The organism is Roseibium sp. MMSF_3412 (assembly GCF_030733265.1).
In the GTDB taxonomy this organism is placed as follows: Bacteria; Pseudomonadota; Alphaproteobacteria; order Rhizobiales; family Stappiaceae; genus Roseibium.
The window spans coordinates 1-21,999 of the sequence record NZ_JASHJI010000012.1 but is presented as its reverse complement, the minus strand read 5'-3'; the positions used below and the strand labels follow the sequence as shown (position 1 = coordinate 21,999).

Below are 21,999 nucleotides of genomic sequence, written 5' to 3'. Positions count from 1 at the left end.
CTAGTGAGCGATCGTGGCTGTGTCGAGGGTGGATTCGCGGCGAAACGGGATCACGGGTTCGGCCCAGCCTCCGTCACTTTGTTTCCCCGGCTTCCTTCTCGGCCTTTTCGGACGAGGCAATCAATTCACCCATGAAGTCCTTGACGTTCGGGCCGCTGCTGTCGACGAAAGGAGCCGGCCGGCAGACGGAAATTGCTGCAATGCCGATCCGCGCCGTCAGGAGACCGTTGATCACACCCTCACCAAGCCGGGCCGACAGGCGCGCTGCCAGTCCGTGTCCGAGAAGTTCAGACGCAAGGCTGTCACCGGCCGCCATGCCGCCGGTCACCGCCAGGTGCGCCAGCACGTGTTTTGCAAGCCGCAGAAAACCAAGCGTTCCGGGCCTTCCACCGTAAAGCGCCGAGAGGCGGCGGATGATCCTCAGGTTTTCGAACAGGACAACAAGAAGGTCGACCAGGGCACGCGGGCTGACGGCTGTGATCACGGACACCCGCTTGGCGCTGTTCATGACGATCTTGCGGGCTTCCTGATCGAGCGGAGACAGCAGATCCCGCTCGGCAAGCTTGACGAGATCGCGCCCGTCAATCACTTCCCGCATGTGCCCGGCAAGCGCCTTGCGGCCCTGGGCGGTTGCCGGGCGGTCCCTGTAGAGATCCAGAAGCTCTTTCAGCCCGGCAGTGGCGCGCCTGGCATCGTCTTCCTCTGCGGCGATCTGCAGGTTCTCGCGCAAGTCATCGATTTTGCCGAGGCGCATGAGGCCGGCCAGTTCGCGCATCACAAGCCCGAGCAGGCCAAGGGCAGCGACAGCGGCAAGACCGACACCCAGCCAGCCGAGCCAGTCGGTGCGCGCAAAGAGATCACGGATCAGGCTGTCGACCGCAAGGCCTGCGGCAAGCGACACGAGTCCGGTCAGGCCGATCATGAGCCACTTGCCGAAACCGAACCCGGGTTTCGGATCGCTGGCATCGCGCGGCAGCCTGATGTCTTCTTCCTCGATCGCGGAGCGGGCGATGATGGCCTCGTCCGCGGCGGGCACCCTCAGGTCGTCGTCCGACAGGTGCACCTTGCTGTCGTCCAGGCGGAAGGCGGTGGGTTTCCGCGACTTTGTCGGCTCAGATCCGCTCATGCGAGACGATCTCCAATCAGGAATTCAAGGGCCCGGTCCAGGCGGATATGGGGCAGCGACAGCGTCAGGCCTTCCGCGGTCGTGTCGAGTTTCGGTGGCCGGAAGCGCAGGAACTGAAGGTTCGACTTTCCTTTCCGGATCTTGGGGCCGGTTGCTTCAGAAACAGATTCATCTTTTCGAAAAAGTGATTCAGGGTTCTGCGGCAAGTCACCGGGAAACATGGCGATTTCGGTGTTGCCGTCATAGCTGTCGCCGTTCATGCGCTCGCCCGGCAGGGGTGTGCCCAGGATCGCGGGCAGTTCCTCTCCGCGGTGCTTTACGGTGGCCTCGCGGGTGGCACGCACGGCGGCCATGGCAAGGACATCCACTTCGGCGCCCTTGAAGCGGGCGCGTTCCTCGGCGCGGGTGACAAGCCGTTTCAGGATCGCTTCCAGCCGGTCGTGATCCGCGCTGTGCAAATGATCCGCCTTGGTCGCTGCAAACAGGATCCGGTCGATGCGCCGTGCGAGAATGGAGGAGAGCCAGCTGCGACGGCCGGGCCTGAAGGCACCGAGCACTTCGCTCAGCGCCACTTCCAGATCGGCAATCGCGTGCGGTCCGGCATTCAGCGCATGCAGCACGTCAACCAGCACGATCTGGCGGTCGAGCCGCGCAAAATGATCACGGAAGAACGGCCGCACAACGTGGTTCTTGTAGGATTCATATCGCCGTTCCATCATCGCGCGCAGCGTGCCGGAACGTGCGGGGCCTGCGTCGGCGGGAATATCAAGCGGCGCGAAGGTCAGGGCCGGAGAGCCGTCCAGGTCGCCCGGCATCAGGAACCGGCCGGGCGGCAGCATCGACAGGGCATGGGCGTCCGCCCGGCATGCGGCGAGATAGGTCTTGAAATGCGAGGCAAGCTCCTGCGCAGCCTGCTCTTTGTCTTCACCGCCCGGATCGGCACCAGCCACGGCATTCAGGAACGGTGCTGCAATACCTGACCGGTTTTCTGCACGCGCGCGCATCAGAGCCTCGGCAGAAAATGCCGCGAAGTCCTTGCCCAGAAGGGGCAGGTCGAGAAGCCACTCGCCGGGATAGTCGATCAGGTCCACATGCAGTCGGCCGGGTCCGAGTTTCCGGTAGAGGAAGGACGCGCTTTCATAGTCGATTGTCAGGCGCAGTTCGGACACCTGCCGTGTCGGGTCCGGCCAGATCCGCTCATTGACGAGTGCATTGACGTGGGCTTCGTAGTCGAAGCGGGGCACAGCGTCGTCCGGCTGGGGCTGCAGGTACGCTGACGTCATCCTGCGCCCGGCCGAGGCGCTGAAGAGCGGGAGGCGGCCGCCGTGAACGAGATTATGCACCAGCGCCGTCAGGAAAACGGTCTTCCCGGACCGGGCAAGACCCGTCACGCCCAGCCTGAGGCTCGGCACGGTCAGGCCGGTCGCGGCATCGGCCAGGTTTGCAAGCGTCAGCCGTGTTTCTTCCGTGAGCGAAGTCAGTGTGTTCACAAGCACCTCCAGGGCGTTCATGTAGGCGAGCGGCAGGAAGAGTGCAATTGGGCAGGGAAGGGACGGGACTTCTGGATCGACCGGAAACCGTGATCCGGCAGACATCGGAAACACGTCGCCCCCGTTTGTTTACCTGTTGTTAAGCGTGTCCCGTTTGACTGTTAACTTGTGTTTGACCTTGGGAGAGGTGAACATCGAATGCGATGTGGTGCGAACAGGCCGCACGCCAAACGGCAGGGGAACGACATGACAAATCCGCGAAAAGGCACTTCCTTCAGGCGGGCGTTTCCCACGTATCTTGTTCCCGCGCTGGCGGCTGCGGCGATTGTCGCCTCATGCAATTTTGCAAGCATTCCGCAAGACACGCAGGTGTCGGTGGATGGATCGGTGCCACCGGTGCCCGTAACCGGTACGGCAGTGCCTGCGGCCAAATCGGGTTTCCTTCCAATTGTGATCGCAAAAGCAACGTCACCCGCCGACAAGGTCAAGTCGGCCGTGTCGGCCGATCACGGCGATGCGCCCTGGATTTGCACCGCCAGCGGCTTCGGGCAGAAGTCCAGATGCCGCGCACGATCCGGCAAAGGCTGATACCGGCCACTGCTGCCTGGTTTAGAAAACACTTTCGACCTTATGCTGCTAAGAAAGGTGACATAGTTTCGTCCCGCGTCGAGCCGGGATTTAGGACTGTCTCCCGGATTTGTCGTCCCGGTTTGCCGCGCAGGCGGCAAGACGGGGAACCAGTATCCCTTGTGGCCGGAGCCTAAAAATGAAGGCGAAACTCGTGGTTACCAGGGTCCGGCCTTCCGCTACGCTTCAGCCGGAATGACAAAATCATTGATGGGTGATCGCCTCACGAGATCCATTTCGGTTTAAACCGGACAGGAGTGGATACCGGCAGCGTTTCAATATTTCTATGTGTCAAACTTGTTATGGCGGCAGGTACGATTACTTTAATCTTACTGCCGAATTAAGAATATTTAATATCGCTGCGATTTTATTGAACTGTATCCGAGGCAGCGCCACCTTTTGCATTGATAAGATGTGAAGCCTGCGTGATGCAATCATTCGCTGTATAGGCGAATGTCCTGTTTCTGCCCGGTGACAGCTGAGCCCCGAATGGCAGAGGGCGGATCACTCCTGCGAACACTCGACGCCATCAGGAACCGCAAAACCGGTGTTTCGCTTTGGCAAATGTCCCCCGGGAGCCCGGTCAAGGGCGCGCCGGGGAACCCTCGCGGCTTGCCTGATCGCCGGCTGCGGCCGATTTCGGAGGAATGCAATGAAGACCGACGGTGCGACAAACGGAAAAGACCAGCGGCTACAGATCCCCGCAGCCCGGTTCAGGCCCGCAAGAACAGCCCTTGTGACAGGCGGTGCCGGTTTCCTGGGATCGCATCTTTGCAGACGGCTGCTCGGCGAGGGCTACAGGGTCATCTGCCTCGACAATTTCTCAACGGGCCGGTTCGAGAATGTGGCGGATCTGACGGATTACCAGAATTTCAACCTCGTCGTTCAGGACATCGAAACCCCTCTGGCGGTCGTCAATGAGCGCCTTGACGAGATCTACAATCTTGCCTGCCCGGCATCGCCGCCGCATTATCAGCTCGATCCCGTCCGGACGATGAAGACCAATGTCATCGGCGCAATAAATGTTCTTGATCTTGCCGAACGAACCGGCGCAACGGCCTTCCAGGCATCCACGTCGGAAGTCTACGGCGATCCGCTGGTGCACCCGCAGCCGGAGAGCTATTGCGGCAACGTCAATCCGACAGGCCCGCGCGCCTGCTACGACGAAGGCAAGCGCGCCGCGGAAACACTGTTCTTCGATTATGCCAGAACCCGGTCGGTGCCGATCAAGGTCGTGCGGATCTTCAACACTTACGGCCCGAACATGCGGCCTGACGACGGCCGTGTCGTTTCGAACTTTATTGTTCAGGCGCTGCGAGGCGAAGACATCACGATCTATGGCAGCGGCAGGCAGACGCGCTCGTTCTGTTATGTCGATGATCTGATCGAAGGTTTCCGGCGCCACATGCAAACTCCGGAAAATGCCCTTGGTCCGATCAATCTGGGCAATCCCGGAGAATTCACCGTTCTTGAACTGGCAGAGAGGGTCATCGCCAAGACCGGTTCGCGCTCGAAGCTTGTCTTCCTCGACAAACCCGTCGATGACCCGCAGCAAAGAAAACCCGACATCAGCGAAGCCCGGCAATGCCTGGGGTGGATGCCGGAAACGAGCCTCGATCAGGGACTGGATCTGACGATTGCCCATTTTGACGATCTGTTGCGGAGCCGGAGCGAGACGCTCTTGGCAGAGGCGGCGGAATGATGCGCAGGCGCATACTGGTCACGGGCGGCGCCGGCTATATCGGCAGCCATACGTGCAAACTGCTGGCGTCGAGTGGCTGGGAACCCGTCACATTCGACAATCTGAGCACCGGAAACCTCGCGTCGGTGCGGTGGGGGCCGTTTGTGGAAGGCGACATACGCGACACGGTTCTTCTTCAGAATACGCTCAGCCTTTTCGGCATCGAGGCGGTGATCCATTTCGCGGCTTCGGCCTATGTCGGGGAATCCGTTGTCGATCCGGCGGCCTATTATGACAACAACGTCCGCGGAACGTTGTCCGTTTTGGATGCCTGTACGTCGGTGGGCGTGGACCGGCTGATCTTTTCCAGCAGCTGCGCGACGTATGGAATACCGCGCCAGCTGCCGATCAGCGAAGACAGCGAGCAGCAGCCGATCAATCCCTACGGCAAGACAAAGCTCATGGCCGAGCACATGATCCGCGACTATGCGCGGGCTTACGGCCTGAAATACGTCATTCTGCGCTACTTCAACGCCTGCGGCGCGGATCCGGAAGGCGAACTGGGGGAGTGGCACGATCCGGAAACGCACCTGATCCCCCGCGCCATGATGGCGGCCGCCGGCCGATTGACGCATCTTGACGTTTATGGCGACAACTACGACACCGAGGACGGGACCTGTCTGCGCGACTATGTCCACGTTCAGGATCTCGCAGAAGCCCACGTGCTTGCCTATCGCCGTCTCGATACGGACGGGGAGAGCGCGGCCTACAATATCGGTTCGGGAAACTGCCTTTCGGTGCGCGCCATCATCAACAGCGTGGAGCGGATAACGGCGAAGCCCGTTCCGGTCAATTACCAGGACAAGCGGCCCGGCGATCCTCCCGTTCTTTACGCCAACCCCCAAAGGGCGCAGTCCGAAATCGGCTTCAAGGCACGTTATTCGGACATCGATACAATCGTGCGAACGGCTGCTCCCTTCTTCGGTCTGGAGACACGGTGACATGTGGCGCGGTCCTGCGACATCGCTGAAAGAGAATGCGGAACCTTTCCTGGTGCCGATGCTCTCGCGGCGTCAGAAACTGCGCTATCTCGCCGGTGTCGGGTTCTGGATCGCTGCCATTGTCTATTTCTGGAGCTGGTGGCTGGACCCTGCCCATAATGCGGGAACGTTCCGTTATGTTGCCGTCTCGGTCATCCTTGCCTGGATCACGCTGCTGCCGCTCTACTTTCTGGCCATGTTCATTCCGGCAAAGGTGCCGGTGTCCGGGCAGCGTCTGCCGAAAGATGCGCGCGTGGCGATGGTTGTCACAAAGGCACCGTCCGAACCGTTCCCCGTTGTCCGCAGGACACTGCAGGCCATGCTGGCGCAGACCATGGCGCACGATACCTGGCTTGCGGACGAGGACCCGAGCGCCGAAACAATCGCCTGGTGCGAAGAGAACGGCGTGAGGATTTCCACCCGGAAAGACAGACCGGACTATCACCGGCAGAGCTGGCCGCGGCGCACGCGGTGCAAGGAAGGCAACCTTGCGTTTTTCTATGATCAATATGGCTACGAAACTTACGATTTCGTGAGCCAGCTGGATGCCGATCACGTTCCCGAGCCGGACTATCTTGAAAAGGTGATGGCCCCGTTCGCCGATCCGGAGGTCGGCTATGTGTCGGCACCGAGCATATGCGACAGCAATGCGGACAAGAGCTGGTCCGCGCGCGGGCGCCTCTATGCCGAGGGCACGCTTCACGGGGCCCTGCAGGCCGGATACACCAACGGATGGGCACCGCTTTGCATCGGGTCGCATTACGCGGTGCGCACGGCGGTGCTGAAGGACATAGGCGGGCTCGGCCCGGAACTGGCCGAAGACCACTCGACCACGCTCCTGATGAATGCGGGCGGCTGGCGCGGCGTACACGCGATGGACGCAATTGCGCATGGCGACGGTCCCAACACCTTTGCCGATCTGGTTACGCAGGAGTTCCAGTGGTCCAGGAGCCTGGTCACGATCCTTCTGCAATACATGCCGAGTTATGTCGGCAAGCTGCCGGGAAGGCTCAAGTTCCAGTTTCTGTTCGCGCAGATCTGGTATCCGCTGTTCGCGTTTTTCATGACCGCCATGTTCGCGCTGCCGATCGTTGCCCTGGTCGCGGGTGTTCCGTTTGCCAATGTTACCTATCCGCATTTCCTCGTACATTTTTTGCCGATTTCGGCCGTTCTGGTCGCAATGGCCTTCTGGTGGAAGCGCGATGGCTGGTGCCGGCCCTACAATGCAAAGGTGCTCAGCTGGGAGGCTTTGCTTTTCCAGGCTGCACGCTGGCCCTGGGCGCTGCTGGGATGTCTTGCCGCGCTCCGGGACTGGCTGACCGGTTCGTTTGTCGATTTCCGGGTCACGCCCAAGGGCGGAGATGCTGCCGCACAGCTGCCGGTCCGCGTGCTTGCGCCATATGTCGTGCTTGCGCTCGTGTCCGTCCTGCCCGTGTTGGCGATTTCAGATGTCGGAGAAGCGCGGGGGTTCTATCTCTTCGCGATCCTCAATGCGGTCATCTACGTCTCCCTGCTGGCCGTTATCGTCTTCCGGCATGCGCGGGAAAACGGCCGGAGCGGAGATGCGCTCAACATGCGGGCCTGCGCACAAGGAGCCTGTGTTGCGGTTCTGGCACTCCTGCCGGCTGCCGCGCTTGGCATGAGGGGCCCGGTTGGTCTGGAGGCCCTGGAGATCGGTGCCGAGCCGATCAAGCTGACTAGGTCCACCTATTCAGTTGCCGGTGCCGGCATGGGCAGCGCCGGTCTTCGGACTGTCCGTATCCGTCCGCATCTCGTGACACCGGCAAATCCTTCTTTCAATCAGCAGGCCGAGACAGTGGGTGAGCCCGCACGTCCGGCCGAGAGCGCTGCGGGAAGCGACAAAACGATCTGGAGCCTGACATGAAACAGAGAGCAAACTTACCGAAGATATCGATCCGGACAGGCATTCTCGCGACAGTCGTGGGAGCTGCCTCGATGGTGGCCGTGGCACAGGTTGCCAACGGCAATACGGATGCCGGCGTCGTCGTTCCACGACCGAGTGCGGATATTGCCTTTGGCGCCTATGACCCGCCGGGATTTTTCACAGACAGAAGCAGCGTTTCGGTCGAGCATCTGTTCCTGCCCTGGGAAGACGTGGAACTGGAAAGCCTTCTGCTCGCCGATCAATACGCGAAGGAGCGCGGGCGTTCGGTGCTTCTCACCATTGAACCCTGGACCTGGGGTGAGAACTGGGATGTGTCTCCGGCCGAATTGCGCGCAGGTATCGCTGCCGGTGACTATGATCCCAACATCGCCGCCATCTGTACGGTCGCAGGCGCTATGGAAAGCCAGGTGATGATCCGCTGGGCGCAGGAGATGGAAAGCACGTCCGGACGCTTCACCTGGTCGGGATGGGAGCCGGAGGCTTATATCGACGCCTACCGGCACGTTGTCGACGTCTGCCGCCAAAGCGCCCCGGACGCCGGGTTCATGTGGTCGCCCAAGGGCGAAGAAGGACTTCAGGCCTACTATCCGGGCGACGACTATGCCGATGTCGTCGGACTTTCGATCTTCGGCCTGCAGCAGTGGGACAAGGACAAGTTCGGTGGCGACCGGTCCTTCTCCGAGACCCTGAGCCCGGCCTATGACCGCGTCGTCGGCTTCGGCAAACCGGTCTACGTGGCCGAACTCGGCTATGTCGGCGACCGTGACTATGTAACCGACTGGGCCGGCGACGTCACTTCGGTTGGCGAAGAGTTTCCGGAACTGACGACCGTTATCTATTTCAACGACAAGGAAGTCTGGCCCTGGCCGGATGGATACGGACTGCCGGACTGGCGGATCACGGAACAGATCCTGCCCGCCAATTCGTGAACCAAAGTCAAACCAGTTGCGAGACAATGAGGAGCGTTAAGATGAAACAGAAATTTGCAGCTCTGGCGTTTGCAGCCACTGTCGCTGGCGCCGGACTGGCTATCGGAACAACCGACAGCGCAGAAGCGTCAACGCAGCAAAAGGTGAATGCCGCCGCCCAGGCGGCCAGCCCGATGTCGGTCGACGAGGTTTTCGGCCTCTATGCAAACCGGTCCTGGATCTGGAGCGACGGTGCCGGTTACTTCGCCAACAGCAAGCGTGCCTTTTCCGCCTATTCAGGCAGTGGGCGGAGTGCGTCCTATGGTGAAGGCAACTGGTTCATCAAAGCAGATGGGACCCTGTGCTTCAATGCGACCTGGGTCGCGGCGGACGGCTCCGCGCCGGCAGTAACGTGCTTTGCCCACCGCAAGGACGGCAACACCATCTACCAGAAAAAGGTCGGGGAGGGCGACTGGTATGCATTCCAGTCGACACCGGCGCTGCGCAGCAACGAAATCCGCAAGTTGAAGAAAGGCGACTATGTCAGCCGAAGGATGGACCGGATCAAGTCGCAACTGGACAAGGCTGCCTGAGGGGGACCGCACGAACCGTGCCGTCAATCCGGGCGCCACGGTTCGCTAGGTGATGGACCCATAAATGAGACTGAAATGGCATGCGAAATGGCGAAATCCCGTTAGGAAGGGTGTGCGGAGCGGGCTTGCTGCCCGGTCAAGCACGCTGACGCTGCGGGGTGACGCCATTTCCATGTCCTTCGGATTTGCCCGGCTTGCGCCTCCTCGGCGTTGCGAAAGGCTTGAAAATGAAACACATTTCCTGCGCTTCCGCTCCTTGACGAGAAGCAAGCCGCCTCAAACCATTTCGGCCTCATTTATGGGTCCATCACCTAGTCTCGGCTTTTCCCAAAGGTCAGGATTCGCCGGCCATCAGTTTCTCGGCATAGTCGTCCATCGTGATGGTTCCGCCCTCGGCGGCGGTTCGGGCTCTGGCATCTTCAGGCAGGGCATCCTGCACCATATCGATGCGTTTCCATGACGGATGGGGCTGCTCGCCCTTGCCGTCAGGCACATAGGGGCTTTCCGAAATGCGCTTGTGCTTGTGTATGTAGCGGGCGCAGTTCAGGAAACACGAGGTTACGTCCACGCGGACCAGCATGTTCGCGCCGGGATAGCGGGCAAGTTCCGGATCTTCCTCGCTCAGGCTTGCATTGCCCTGAACCCGGATGCGGTTGGGTGTCTCCATGTCGATGAACAGAAGACCGACTTTCGAGGCGGCCTTGATGTTGCCCATGGACTTGAACATGCCATTGCCGTCATAGCTCGGAAAAATCAGGGTGCGCGGATCCAGAACCTGCACGATCCCGACGGGTCCCCCCTTGTAACTCACCGTGGGCTCGCCGTCCGCACTGACCGTCGACAGAAAGAAGAAATCCCGGCTTTCGATGAACGGTACATGCGGGTCCTCGATTTCGTCGCGAACAATGGCGGCAACAACGGTATCCGCCAGTTTGGCGGTCCCGAACCGGGCCTGAAGATCCCGCTGCGCGCTTGTGTAGAAGTCATCGGCTGTCGGCATGTCGGCCTCCCGGTTTGGCCGGGGCGCAGCGCTTGCTGAGCGCCCCGGAAGATGTCTCATTCTGCGGCATTCGCAACTGCGGCCGGAGCGGCGTCCGCCTCGTCCTGCTCGACATAGCGGGCGGCTTCGTTGTCGAAGCTCATCACGGGTGGGCTGGGCTTCTTGTTGAACATCAGACGGAAGACATCGGGCCGGGAGTAGTGACCGCACGGATCGGCAGCCGCCTTGCCGATGGCGATCATGTTGAGATCGATATCGGCGATCACCAGCCCTTCCTCGTCCGGTGCGAGATTGGTTCCGAGCGGTGCGCCGTCAGGACCGAAAATGCGGGCATGGCCGCCACCGGTCTTGAGCAGTTGCTGCTTCACCGGCGTGTCGCAGAGAAACTCCGACATCTCTTCCGAGACTGTGGCACAGGCGGCCAGGACAAAACACTGGCCCTCGACAGCGTAGATCCGGCTGGCGGCTTCGTTCACTTCCGGTCCAAGCGCGTAGGCGCCGCCTTCATAGAGCGAAAAGCTCGGCCAGGCGGCGATGTGGATCTGTTCGTTCTGCGAGAACATGGCGTATTTGTTCAATGGCTGAATGTGCTCCCAGCAGCACAGGGCGCCGATCCGGCCGAGTTCGGTCTCATGAACGGACATGTCGCTGCCATCACCCTCACCGAAAACGGTGCGTTCCACGTGTGTGGGCTTCAGCTTGCGGCGCCGGGAAATCACCTCTCCATCCGGTCCGTAATGCCACTGGCCCATGTAGAGCGTTCCATTGACGTTCCAGGAAAGCCCCATGACGACATGCATGTCATTGTCTTTGGCGGCCTGGGCCAGGCGCTTGTCCTGTTCGCTGCCTTCCCTGATGGAATTTGCCACGTAGCGGGGAACAAGCGGCATGTACATGGCTGTTGCATCCAGCCAGATGTACCAGGGGTAGCCCGGAAGGTAGGTTTCGGGGAAGGCGATCAGTTTGACGCCTTTGGACGCAGCTTCCTCGATCAGCCCGATGGCCTTGTCGACGCTGGCATCCAGATCCAGGAATACGGGCGCGGCCTGAACGGCGGCCGCCTTGAAAGGAGCAGTCATAGAAAATCCTCCGCGATGTGATGCTTGATTTCAGCGTGTCATATCGATGGGCACTCGACTTCGCATTCCAGGCGGAAAAAGCGCACATTCCGGGCGGAAACGCGCAGAAACTTCGCAAAACGTGCGTGCTGTGATAGTTCTTTCTGTCCAGGAGGTGGCGGTGAATGGCGATATTGCTGAGCACGGAGAGCGTCCGGCAGACCGAGGGCTTTGCCTATTGGCGCGAGGCTGTCTGCGACGCCTATGTTCACCTTGACTGCCAGTGTGACCGTCCGGACGATTTTCACGGTGAAATCCTGCTCAACCGGTTATCCCGGCTTTCGGCGTCCTTTGTTTCGGGAAGCCAGCAGTCGGTGCGGCGCAGGCGGAGGGACATAGCGCGGGCCGGCGAAGACAGTTTCCTGATCAGCCTGCAGATGCAAAAAGAAGGCGGTGTCTTGCAGGACGGACGCCAGGCGCGGCTGAAACCGGGCGATTTCGCACTCTACAGCAGCGTTGACCGCTACAATCTTGAGCTTCCGGACGGGTTTCGCCAGCTTGTCGTGCAGATACCGCGCGACATGCTGCTGAGCCGTTTGCCCGATGCCGATCTCATGACCGGCATCTCCGTTTCCGGCAGCAGCGTGATGGGGCGCATCATTCACGACAGTGCCGTGCGGCTTGTCAGTGCGATCGACCAGTCACCTGCGCAGGTTCAACATTCCTTGCAGGACACGGTTGTCGACCTGTTCGTGACCGGTCTGGCGTCGCTCCGGGAAGCCCGCTACGAACTTTCTAGACCGGAGCAGCAAATCCTTCTTCGCGCCGATGCGGAGATACGCGCCAATCTGCAAGATCCCGGATTTGATCGCCGCGCGCTTGCAGCCAAAATGGGACTGTCGTTGCGACGCCTGTCTGAGCTCTATCACAGCGATGGCCGTTCGATTTCCTCGCAGATCAGATCCCTGCGTCTCGACCGCATTGCCGCGGATCTGAAGGACAGCCGCTACGCCCGGCACTCGATCGGTGAAATAGCCTACCGATGGGGCATACAGCACCAGCAAAGTCTCACGCGAATGTTCAAGGAGCGCTTCGGCAAATCACCGCGGGACTACCGCGCCAACGGCTGATGCCGGGCGCGGCAGCTTTGCCGCACACGTCTTAGCCCGGCCAGAGTTCGGTTCCCGGGTGGAACTGGGACCATGCGAACCAGAAAGCCTGATGGCTGCCGAGGTCGGCGCCATCCGCATCGACGGCGCGAATCCCGCCGGCATCCAGCTCAAGCCTTACATTTTCGAACGTGATCTCATCGCCCTTCTGCAGGGCGGCCATGGCCTTGCTTCGCTGAAAGGCGACCGGTTTGCCGGATGCGGTGACAATGCCGATGATGTCTTCATGAACGGGAAGACGCGGGTCGACGTCGCCAACGGGGAAGATCGGCCCGTTGGCATCCCGTCCATTGCGGAAATCGAAATCCCGGCCGAGCGCCAGTCTTTCCACCAGCACGGTTGTTTCCGGATGGGCCTTCTTCCACGTGCCCCAGTCGGTCGTCACGACGCTTGCCTGTTCCAGCTGGACGCCTTTCTCGTGGAGCGGGCCGGTGACGGCCTTGCCGAGAAACGTGTCGAAAACCGAATAGGTGTTGACGTCATACATGACCTTGTTGGAGCGGATCAGCAGTCCCGATGTCCTGAGGACCGGGCGCTCGATGCCGCCCGGCAACTGGTCGGTAAAATAGGCCTGGGCGGCACCGCACAGGGTGCAATAGGGAATGCCGAGATCACGTCCACCCAATGTGTCGTTGACCATCTCGCGCACTTCCATGATGCGCCTTGGATAGGCCCGGTACTCACCGTTCACCCCTATGCCGAAGACAATGTCGTCGTCTTTCAGCCAGGTGGCGTCGTCAGCGCTGCTGACCTCGGGGTTGTCTGCAGCCGGAATGCAATTGCAGATCTCGTCGGTGGTGTCGTAGGCACGGTTGTCGATCAGGACGCCGCCCCAGGAAACGTGACGCCAGTCGATGTCGCCTTCAACGAAGATCCGGTCCCAGCCGGGAACGATGGTGGTGAAAATGCCTCGCTTCACTGCCAGGTAGTCGGGCGGTGCAGGAATGTTCCAGGCAATGAGATGATCGGTGATGACACCCCAGTTGTTGTCGACCGGGATCTTTTTCCGGAGCAGCTTTGAGGCCGCGTCAGTGAGTGCGGTGCTCAGCTGGGAACCGGCGGTAAAACGCATCAGATCGCTGATGATCCAGACCAGGCGGGGATCCTTGGAATCAGCCACTTCGGTGAGGGCCAATGTCTGGTCTCTTCCCCAGGCCGACTGCTTGATGCTGTCAACAAAAGCAGCGTTGACGGCGGCTTTCAGACTGTCGGAGAGCGGTCCGTCCGGAATTTCGGGCGGCTCGCCATACTGATCGATCACGTAGGAGGGCAGGGCGGCCGCCTGTTCGGCATGCGACACGCCGGTCCAGGATAGGCAAAACGCCATGAGCGACGCCACCAGGGCGACGCGGGTTTGAGTTGCAATTGCCGGAACCATGAAAGCACCTTTCACCTGACGAACATTGGGTGCGCCGCCCTCGCGCTTTTATCGCGGCAGACGGACGGCACACTGGTCACCCAATAAAGAGCGTCCGGCGTGTTTGAAGGCCAATCACGATGGTTCAGCAATAGGTGAAGCCATGCGAGAAACCGCGTGCGGCTGCCTGCAGGATGGCTGGCGCATCCCGATTGGGGGATTGACCCCATAACGATCAAACCATGCCGAACCTAGCTTTCTGACAACACAAACGCTGTCAGGAGCTACGACATGACCGGCATTGAGATCGACAAACAGACCACTTTCGCGCTGCTCGGCGAGGCCCATGTGCTCATGGCCGAAAGCCCGCTGCACAAGGACCGGAGCATTTCGGAGGTCGGAGCCCTGATCCTGCCACCGCTGATGCTCGGCCAGCTTCGTATCTGGCGACGCGGCGGACTGCCGGTCGCGCTTGCGACCTGGGCCTGGCTCGACGAGGCAACGGAAGAAGCCGTTCTGCACCAGGATCATCTTCCCGATCCGGATCAGTGGAACAACGGTTCCAATCCGGTCGTTATCGATTTCATCGCACCCTTTGGCGACGGTTTCCAGACCGCGCGGGATCTCAAGCGGACCGTCTTCCCGGACCGCGCCCTGCGGTCGGTTCGACGCGATGGAAACGGACATGTCCTGCGCATTGTCCAGCACCCTGGCCGTGACCAGAACGGCCATCCCGTAAAAGCACGCGCATACGCCGCGTAATTCCCTTTTTTCCAGTTTTACAAAGGATCTTTCATTATGGGTTCCAAATCAAAAAGCATTCACCAGACTTACAAGCTCTATGGCCTTTACGGCAACAAGGATGGCGGGTCGGGCAACGACAAGCTCTATGGCTATTCGGCGATCAAGAACGATCTGCGCGGCGGATCAGGCAATGATTTCGTCGGCGGCTGGGCGCCGCTCAACTACCTGCGCGGCGGGTCGGGGAACGACACCGTCAAGGCCTATGGCGCCACGAACTACCTTTGGGGCGACAGCGGAACCGACAAGCTCTACGGCTACGGCGCTTACAATGAGATGCGCGGCGGTACCGGCAACGATACGATCTACGGCTATGGCGCGAAAAACGTCATGCGGGGCGACAGCGGTTACGACACGCTCAAGGGGTACGGCGCCTACAACGACATGGATGGTGGCAGCTATAGCGACAAACTGTATGGCTACGGTGCTTCCAACAAGATGAAAGGCGGCTCCGGCAACGACAGTCTCTACGGCTATGGCGCGTCCAACAACATGTATGGCGGAACCGGCAGCGACACGCTGAAAGGCTATGGAGCTTCCAACGTCATGCGCGGCGAGGACGGCAACGACACACTGGAGGGCCGCGGTGCCTCCAATGTGATGCATGGCGGCGACGATCATGACACGCTGAAAGGCTATGGTGCCTCGAACGTCATGAACGGCGATAGCGGCAATGACAAACTGTATGGCTACGGTGCCTCCAATGTCATGCACGGCGGCACCGGCAACGACCACATGGAAGGCCACGGGCTTTCCAATGTGATGTATGGCGACAGCGGCGACGACACCATGGAAGGCCGCGGTGCATCCAACGTCATGCATGGCGGAAGCGGCAATGACGAATTGACCGGCCGTGGCGCGTCCAACGTCATGCGCGGCGGAGACGGCAACGACAAGATGTACGGCTATGGCGTGAACAACGTCATCCACGGCGACGATGGCGATGATTTCATCGAGGCGAAAGCCGGAGCCACAACGGCCTTCGGCGGCAACGGCGAGGACACCATCAAGGCAGCCGGTGGCGTCAACGTCCTGAATGGCGGAGCTGGAGACGACACGATCGAGGCAACCGGCGGTGTCAACGTGGTGCATGGCGATGCCGGCGATGACGAAATGCTCGCTCTTGGCGGTGTCAACACCATGTTCGGCGGTTCCGGCGACGACAAGCTGAAGGCGCTCGGAGTTGCAAATATCCAATTCGGCGGCGACGGTGAAGACCTGCTGGCGGCTGCGGGCAACGGCAATCTCCAGTTCGGCGATGCCGGAGACGACCAGCTTTATGGTCTCGGCGTGAATGTCGGCCAGTTCGGCGGCGATGGCGAAGACGTGCTTGTCGGTGTTGCCGGGATCAACCTGCAGCACGGCGGCAGCGGCGAGGACAAGCTGTTTGCTGTCGGCGGCGCGAACATCCAGATCGGCGGGTCCGACGATGACTTCCTGATGGCCGGCGGCGCGAACAACATCCAGTTCGGCGATCATCTGTGGAGCGCAATTCCGTCGGATCTGGGCTTTGACGACGGCAAGTTCGCCGAGGTCATAGAGAAATTCGATGAACACTTCGAAACCGACGGCGGCGGCACGAACGTCATGGTCGGCGGCGGCACCAACAATCTGCAGTTCGGCGGTTCCGGGAAAGACTACGCCTTTGGTGCCGGCGGCATGACCACACAGGTTATGGGCCAGGGCAACGATGTCATGGTCGGTGGCGGCATCGGCGTTGTGCAATATGCCGATGCCGGAAATGACATCCTGATCGGCGGCGGCCAGGGCGTCGCGCAGTTCGGCGGCGAAGGTTCGGACGTGATGGTTGCCGCGGCAAAGGTGGTCGCGCCTCAGTACAAGGCCGCAGCCTCGTTCCAGTATGGCGGTGCGGGCACGGACGTGATGCTCGGGCTTTCCCTCGGTGGAGATGCAGCCGCGTCCGTTTCGCTCAACACCGACACGGACAGCGACGGCAACCGCAAGGGCGGTCTTGTGACTGGCGCGCTGCCGTCAGAGATCGTCGTCACGGCACAGCTCGGCGGCGAGGGTGCCGACCTGATGGTTGCCGAAGGACCCGGTGCCATTGCGCATGGCGGCGCAGACAACGATGTCCTGCTGAGCCTTGCCGACGCAAACTCGCTGGTCATGGGTGGAGCCGGAGACGATCTGGTGCTGACGGCAAATGGTCTCGGCGAAATGGCGACTGTTCTCGCCATGGACAATGAGGACGCCGGCATCGAGGACCTTGCCGAGATTTCCTTCAGCTTCGGCAATTTCTTCGCCGGTGGCGCGGGGTCGGACATCATCATGGATGTCATGGACTTCACCAAGATCGTCATTCATGACGCCCTGACGGACATTCCATGGGTTCAGGACTTCCGTTCGGCGCTGACAGCAACGGTGAACGCCATCGAGGGCATCACCGAACCGATCGGCAAGCTGATCGATGCAGTGACAGACTTCAGTCCGGAGTTTGATCTTGCGACCGGACTGGGAGCCTATGAAGTCAAGGCGAATGTCGTCATGGGTGGCATCGGTGCGGACGTGCTTGCGGGAGAGGGCTTCCTTTCCGGCGAGGCCGGTGACGACACCTACACGATCTGGGCGGACGGCGAGGCGACCATTGCCGAACGTGCGACCGACGGCGTGAAGTCGTTCCTGGAGAGCTTTGGTGTCGACCTGCCGGTCCTGGACGAGATTTCGCAAACGCCCGATGGCAATGATGTCATCGAGCTGCGCAGCTTCTCGCTTCAGGCGATGGACGAGGATGCCTTTCACTTCGTCAAGGCGGATGATGCGCTCGAGATCCAGCTTGACGACAAGACCGTTGCCACCGTTCACGGTATGGACGAGGAAGCGACCGCGGTTGAATGGCTCAAGGTTGTTCAGGGCGCGGACAGTTTCCAGTTCGATCTGAAAGCGATCTATGACAAGACGGATCCGGTCGACGATTTCAGTTTTGCCCTGGAAGAGGTGTCGGTTGGGACGGACACGCTTGCGTCCGGCGATATCCTTGGCCTTCTGGCTGGCGCTGCCGAAACCCTGTCTGCGTTCGGCTCCGCCGAAAGCGATGCGGCCGCGGCTGATCTCGCTGCTGCCCAGGGCCACGGTGCCGGTGCAGTTGCAATGGTCATCCCGGAGACGGATTTCATCTGATCCGATCGCAAGCAGTCTCATGCGTTCTATCGCAAACGAGATGGAGCCTTCAAACGGGGCGGCCGGTTGGCCGCCCCAGATCCTTTGAGATCGGCGCCAGGCGGAGAAACCTTACCCTGGGTGATGGACCCAAAATTGAGGCTGAAATGGCGTGCTAAATGGCGCAATCCCGTTCGGAAGCGTGTGTGGAGCGGGCATCCTGCCCGGTCAAGCAAGTTGACGCCACGGGGCGAAGCCATTTCCATGTTCTTCGGATTTGACCGGCTTGCTCCTCCTCGGCGTTGCGAAAGGTTTGAAAATGAACCCCATTTCCTGCGCTTCCGCTCCTATATGAGATGCAAGCCGCCTCAAACCATTTCGGCCTCACTTATGAGTCCGTCACCTAAAGATCGCGCGGTTTGACGAAGCGTTCCAGATGTCCGGTTCCCGATCCCAGCTCGGACCAGTCCGAGATGTCGAAATCGATGACCGCAAGGGCGGCGGTCGGGTACTTTTCCTCAATGTCCGCGAGGGTCTCGGGCGCGCTCGTCCCCACGAGATCCAGCGCGGTGTCTTCCGTCGCCGGATTGTGGCCGATCACCATCAGGGTCTGCGCCCGGTGGCCGTGCTTGCGGATTGTCGCGCCATATCCCTCCTCACTTTTCCAGTAAAGATCGGAGATAAGCTCGATGTGAACTTCCTGAGGCAGGTGGGGAAGGAGACGAGCAAGTGTTTCACGGGTTCTCTGGGACGTGGAACACAGGATCATGCTCGGCTGCAGTTTCTGGTCACGGAGGTAGCGCGCCATGGTGACGGCGGCCGCCTTGCCGCGGGCATTCAGCGGCCGGTCGATATCGGCGAGGTCCGCATCTCCCCAGTCGGACTTGGCGTGTCGTAGCAAAAGCAGGCGCATATCAGAGTTCCAGTTGGTCCTCTGTCTCAATAAATGACAGGAGGGCACTTGTGCAAATGCCGTCTTCAGTTTTGCAGTGCAAGCACTTGGGTAAAAGCGGTCACCGCAGGTCCGACCTCGTCCTGCTGCGTCGGCAGGGTGTAGGAAAGCCAGAGGGTGAAATCCGATTCCTTCCCGGCGAAGTGCCACAACGTTTCGCACAGGCTGGTGGGTGTCCAGCTCCGCGTCCTGAAGGATATTCCGGTGGAGGCTGCGCCGCTGAGCTGCACCTCCTCGAAACCGGCGGCTTTGTAATTTCTCGAAAAACTGATGGCTTCCCGGCGCCCGGTGTCCTGCACGTGCTGGCGCAACACCGCAGTCATGCCGTCGCTGCCGGTGTAGATACAGCCGGCAAGACTGTTGGCGCCACCTTCAAGCACCTTGATCCGGAAAAACGCTCCGATCTGGTCGGGACAGCGCAGTCCCATGAAATGGCGAAGCCCGCCGACATCGCTTTGCCAGCCGGCTTCCTTTTCAGGCGGGGTCTGAGCGCCCGCAGGCGCGACCGCGACACTTGCCGAAAGCGGCAAGCCGACAAGGCCCCACAAAAGCAGTCCGGCAATGCAATGTCTCAATGCGCTCTCCAGGCCGTCAGGTGCGCTCGCGGCGTGACATGAAGGCAAGACGTTCAAACAGATGGACATCCTGCTCGTTCTTCAACAGCGCGCCATGCAACGGAGGTATCAGTTTGCTGCCATCTTGTTGACGAAGGGTTTCCGGATCGATGTCTTCGTTCAAAAGCAGTTTGATCCAATCGATCAGCTCAGAGGTAGACGGCTTTTTCTTGAGGCCGGGAACGTCTCGCACGTCGAAAAACAGCCTGAGCGCTTCCGAAAGGAGGCGCTTCTTGATGCCTGGGAAGTGAACCTCGACGATCTCCGCCATGGTTTCGGCGTCCGGGAACTTGATGAAATGGAAAAAGCAGCGCCTCAAAAAAGCGTCCGGCAAGTCCTTTTCGTTGTTGGATGTGATGATCACCACAGGACGCTGTCTTGCCTGAACGGATTGTCCGGTCTCGTAAACATGAAACTCCATGCGGTCGAGCTCAAGCAGAAGGTCGTTCGGGAACTCGATATCCGCCTTGTCGATCTCGTCGATGAGAAGGACGGGTCTCTCCGTTGCTTCGAAAGCCTCCCAGAGTTTTCCCCTCCGGATGTAGTTGTTGATGTCCTTGACGCGTTCGTCGCCCAGCTGGCTGTCACGCAGTCGCGACACGGCGTCGTATTCGTAAAGACCCTGCTGCGCCTTCGTGGTGGACTTCACGTGCCATTCGATCAGCCGGGCGCCCAGGGCCGACGCCACCTGTTCCGCAAGCACGGTTTTTCCCGTGCCGGGCTCTCCCTTGACGAGGAGGGGGCGTTCGAGAGCCACGGCCGCATTGACCGCGACGCGCAGGTCTTCCGTAGCGATGTAATCGTCAGTTCCTTCAAAGCGCATTGTGCCGTCCGTTGTTCAAGTCCTGGCCGGAAACTGGCAGGCCCGGCCTCAGGAAGCAAGTCCGCAAAAAGGTGTCTTCCAAAAACAGCCGAGCGGGACAGTCTTGCCCAGCCGGCCGGAAGTTTTTGCCCGGCAAGAGTGTGCCGATGGCCGGCCGGAGATCAGGAATAGAATCCGGAAATGATCGTAATCATTTGAAAATAATGAGTAAATCAGTTTTCGCCCAAACTGGCACGCCCTTTGCGGACAGTGTCTGACTGTGGGCGGGAGCCCATTCGCGCAATGCCCGATCTATAAAGAGGATGCATCATGGGTATTTATGGGGCTATCAACTCGGCTGTCTCCGGTCTGACAGCGCAGGCGATCGCGCTGGAGAACATTTCCGGTAACGTCGCCAACTCTCAGACCACCGGTTACAAGCGGCTCGATACAACTTTCTCCGATCTGGTTTCCGGGGGTGGGGCGACCCAGGGAGCACAGGTTGCAGGGACAACATACGCAACATCACGGGCCACGAACACGATCCAGGGTGATATCACCCAGGTGGATGTCGACACCTATATGGCCATCAACGGCGAGGGCTATTTCGTCGTCACGCAGGCGGCCGATGTCGTCGACGGATCGACCACGTTCGCCGACGAGACATTCTACACCCGAGCCGGCGACTTCGAGCGCGATCAGGACGGCTATCTCGTCAACAGCGCCGGCTATTACCTGCAAGGGTTCCCGCTTGATGCGGTGACGGGCAACCCGGTGGGTGACGATCCAACCGTGATCCAGATCGACAACCAACCGCTTGCCGCTTCGGCAACAACGCAGGTTGACTATCAGGCCAACCTTCCACGCATTCCGAATACGAACGACTACGATGGATCGACGGCGTCAACCGCGCTTCTGGCTTCGTCTGTCGGTGCCGGTGATGTGGCGGTGGCAAACGAGACCGATTTCCTGAACAGTTCGATCTCCGGCGGCTCGATCACGATCTACAACCAGAACGGCACGGCCATGAATGTCGAGGTCCGGTACGCCAAAACGGCAAATGCCGCGGCCGGTCCACCTGCAGTCAACGACACCTGGACCATGTTCATCGGCTCCGGTGGGGATGCGACTACCGCCTATTACGATGTCGGCGACGTTGAATTCGACAGCACCGGCACGCTGACCAACATGACGGCTGGTTCGATCGGCACCGTGAACGGCACGAGCGACGGCTTCGACATCGCGACGCTGACCATCGCCGGGACGGATGCTACGGGTGTGGGTATTTCCTTTGCCAATGCAGGTCTGACCCAGTTCTCTCTGACGCAGTATTCCGACCCGGATGGATCTGCCAGCTCCGTCTCCCTGGACCAGGACGGGTATCCTGCAGGTGAGTTGACGGGGGTCGCCGTCGATGAATCGGGCCGTGTGATTGCAAGTTACTCAAACAGCCAGCAGCGCGCTGTGTTCGAGATCCCGCTTGCGACCTTCGAAGCCGAGCAGAACCTGAAGCGGGTTGATGGGGCCGCCTTTGCCGCGACAACGTCTTCCGGTGAAGCCGATTTGACGGGCGGCGGGCAGATCCTTGCCAACAACCTCGAACTTTCCAATGCGGACATCGCTGACGAATTTTCGAAGCTGATCATTACCCAGCAGGCCTATTCGGCGAATTCGCGGATCGTGACCTCCGCGGACGAGATGCTGGACGATGCTCTCAACATGGTCCGGTAATGAGTTGACCGCCAGCAGGTCATAACC

At 60.3% G+C, this 21,999-nt stretch carries 18 protein-coding genes; 10 read left to right on the top strand and 8 right to left on the bottom strand.

Annotation, left to right across the window (positions count from 1 at the left end; translation table 11 throughout):
* Positions 1–73: 73 nt before the first annotated feature.
* Both RBB49_RS19400 and RBB49_RS19395 read right to left on the bottom strand, forming a co-directional pair.
* A complete protein-coding gene (locus tag RBB49_RS19400; RefSeq protein WP_306144537.1) occupies positions 74–1,126 on the bottom strand; it encodes a YcjF family protein in 1,053 nt (350 codons plus the stop codon).
* Positions 1,123–2,616: a YcjX family protein gene (locus tag RBB49_RS19395; protein ID WP_306144674.1), complete on the bottom strand. Its 1,494-nt coding sequence runs from the start codon at positions 2,614–2,616 to the stop codon at positions 1,123–1,125. The genes RBB49_RS19400 and RBB49_RS19395 overlap by 4 nt, the downstream gene beginning before the upstream one ends.
* Before the next feature lie 246 nt (positions 2,617–2,862).
* Here RBB49_RS19395 and RBB49_RS19390 point away from each other — a divergent pair, with 246 nt between their 5' ends.
* From RBB49_RS19390 to RBB49_RS19365, 6 genes are all read left to right on the top strand, one after another.
* Positions 2,863–3,204: a hypothetical protein gene (locus tag RBB49_RS19390; protein WP_306144536.1), complete on the top strand. Its 342-nt coding sequence runs from the start codon at positions 2,863–2,865 to the stop codon at positions 3,202–3,204.
* A 691-nt stretch (positions 3,205–3,895) separates the two neighbouring features.
* Positions 3,896–4,945, top strand: a complete 1,050-nt coding sequence (locus RBB49_RS19385) for a UDP-glucuronic acid decarboxylase family protein (protein ID WP_306144535.1) — start codon at positions 3,896–3,898, stop codon at positions 4,943–4,945.
* On the top strand, positions 4,942–5,925 hold the full coding sequence (galE, locus tag RBB49_RS19380; protein ID WP_306144534.1) for a UDP-glucose 4-epimerase GalE: 984 nt from the start codon (positions 4,942–4,944) through the stop codon (positions 5,923–5,925). The genes RBB49_RS19385 and galE overlap by 4 nt, the downstream gene beginning before the upstream one ends.
* A 1-nt stretch (position 5,926) precedes the next feature.
* Complete coding sequence (locus RBB49_RS19375; RefSeq protein ID WP_306144533.1) at positions 5,927–7,849, top strand: glycosyltransferase family 2 protein; 1,923 nt, start codon at positions 5,927–5,929, stop codon at positions 7,847–7,849.
* Complete coding sequence (locus RBB49_RS19370; protein ID WP_306144532.1) at positions 7,846–8,799, top strand: glycoside hydrolase family 26 protein; 954 nt, start codon at positions 7,846–7,848, stop codon at positions 8,797–8,799. Before RBB49_RS19375 ends, RBB49_RS19370 begins: the two co-directional genes overlap by 4 nt.
* Before the next feature lie 41 nt (positions 8,800–8,840).
* Entirely contained in the window at positions 8,841–9,371 is a 531-nt protein-coding gene (locus tag RBB49_RS19365) for a DUF995 domain-containing protein (RefSeq protein WP_306144531.1), read from the top strand.
* A 334-nt stretch (positions 9,372–9,705) separates the two neighbouring features.
* Here the strand turns inward: RBB49_RS19365 and RBB49_RS19360 are convergent, their stop codons facing one another.
* Together RBB49_RS19360 and RBB49_RS19355 are read right to left on the bottom strand one after the other, a co-directional pair.
* Positions 9,706–10,371, bottom strand: a complete 666-nt coding sequence (locus tag RBB49_RS19360) for a pyridoxamine 5'-phosphate oxidase family protein (RefSeq protein WP_306144530.1) — start codon at positions 10,369–10,371, stop codon at positions 9,706–9,708.
* A gap of 56 nt (positions 10,372–10,427) precedes the next feature.
* On the bottom strand, positions 10,428–11,450 hold the full coding sequence (locus RBB49_RS19355; protein ID WP_306144529.1) for a carbon-nitrogen hydrolase family protein: 1,023 nt from the start codon (positions 11,448–11,450) through the stop codon (positions 10,428–10,430).
* Positions 11,451–11,614: 164 nt separating this feature from the next.
* On the opposite strand from RBB49_RS19355, the gene RBB49_RS19350 reads away from it, so the two are divergent.
* Positions 11,615–12,559 (top strand): helix-turn-helix domain-containing protein, encoded by a 945-nt coding sequence (locus RBB49_RS19350; protein ID WP_306144528.1) that lies wholly within the window; start codon positions 11,615–11,617, stop codon positions 12,557–12,559.
* Positions 12,560–12,590: 31 nt separating this feature from the next.
* Here RBB49_RS19350 and RBB49_RS19345 read toward each other — a convergent pair whose 3' ends face one another.
* Positions 12,591–13,976 carry a DUF3179 domain-containing (seleno)protein gene (locus tag RBB49_RS19345; protein WP_306144527.1) on the bottom strand — a complete coding sequence of 462 codons (1,386 nt, stop codon included), beginning with the start codon at positions 13,974–13,976 and terminating at the stop codon, positions 12,591–12,593.
* A 270-nt stretch (positions 13,977–14,246) separates the two neighbouring features.
* Between RBB49_RS19345 and RBB49_RS19340 the strand changes: the two genes are divergently transcribed.
* Positions 14,247–14,717 carry a toxin-activating lysine-acyltransferase gene (locus tag RBB49_RS19340; protein WP_306144526.1) on the top strand — a complete coding sequence of 157 codons (471 nt, stop codon included), beginning with the start codon at positions 14,247–14,249 and terminating at the stop codon, positions 14,715–14,717.
* A gap of 36 nt (positions 14,718–14,753) precedes the next feature.
* Positions 14,754–17,894 (top strand): calcium-binding protein, encoded by a 3,141-nt coding sequence (locus tag RBB49_RS19335; protein WP_306144525.1) that lies wholly within the window; start codon positions 14,754–14,756, stop codon positions 17,892–17,894.
* A 382-nt stretch (positions 17,895–18,276) separates the two neighbouring features.
* Here RBB49_RS19335 and RBB49_RS19330 read toward each other — a convergent pair whose 3' ends face one another.
* From RBB49_RS19330 to RBB49_RS19320, 3 genes are all read right to left on the bottom strand, one after another.
* On the bottom strand, positions 18,277–18,786 hold the full coding sequence (locus tag RBB49_RS19330; protein ID WP_306144524.1) for a histidine phosphatase family protein: 510 nt from the start codon (positions 18,784–18,786) through the stop codon (positions 18,277–18,279).
* A gap of 65 nt (positions 18,787–18,851) precedes the next feature.
* Entirely contained in the window at positions 18,852–19,400 is a 549-nt protein-coding gene (locus RBB49_RS19325; RefSeq protein ID WP_306144523.1) for a hypothetical protein, read from the bottom strand.
* A 16-nt stretch (positions 19,401–19,416) separates the two neighbouring features.
* Entirely contained in the window at positions 19,417–20,262 is an 846-nt protein-coding gene (locus RBB49_RS19320; RefSeq protein WP_306144522.1) for a MoxR family ATPase, read from the bottom strand.
* 309 nt (positions 20,263–20,571) lie between these two features.
* Between RBB49_RS19320 and RBB49_RS19315 the strand changes: the two genes are divergently transcribed.
* A complete protein-coding gene (locus tag RBB49_RS19315) occupies positions 20,572–21,972 on the top strand; it encodes a flagellar hook protein FlgE (RefSeq protein WP_306144521.1) in 1,401 nt (466 codons plus the stop codon).
* The last annotated feature ends 27 nt before the right edge of the window (positions 21,973–21,999 follow it).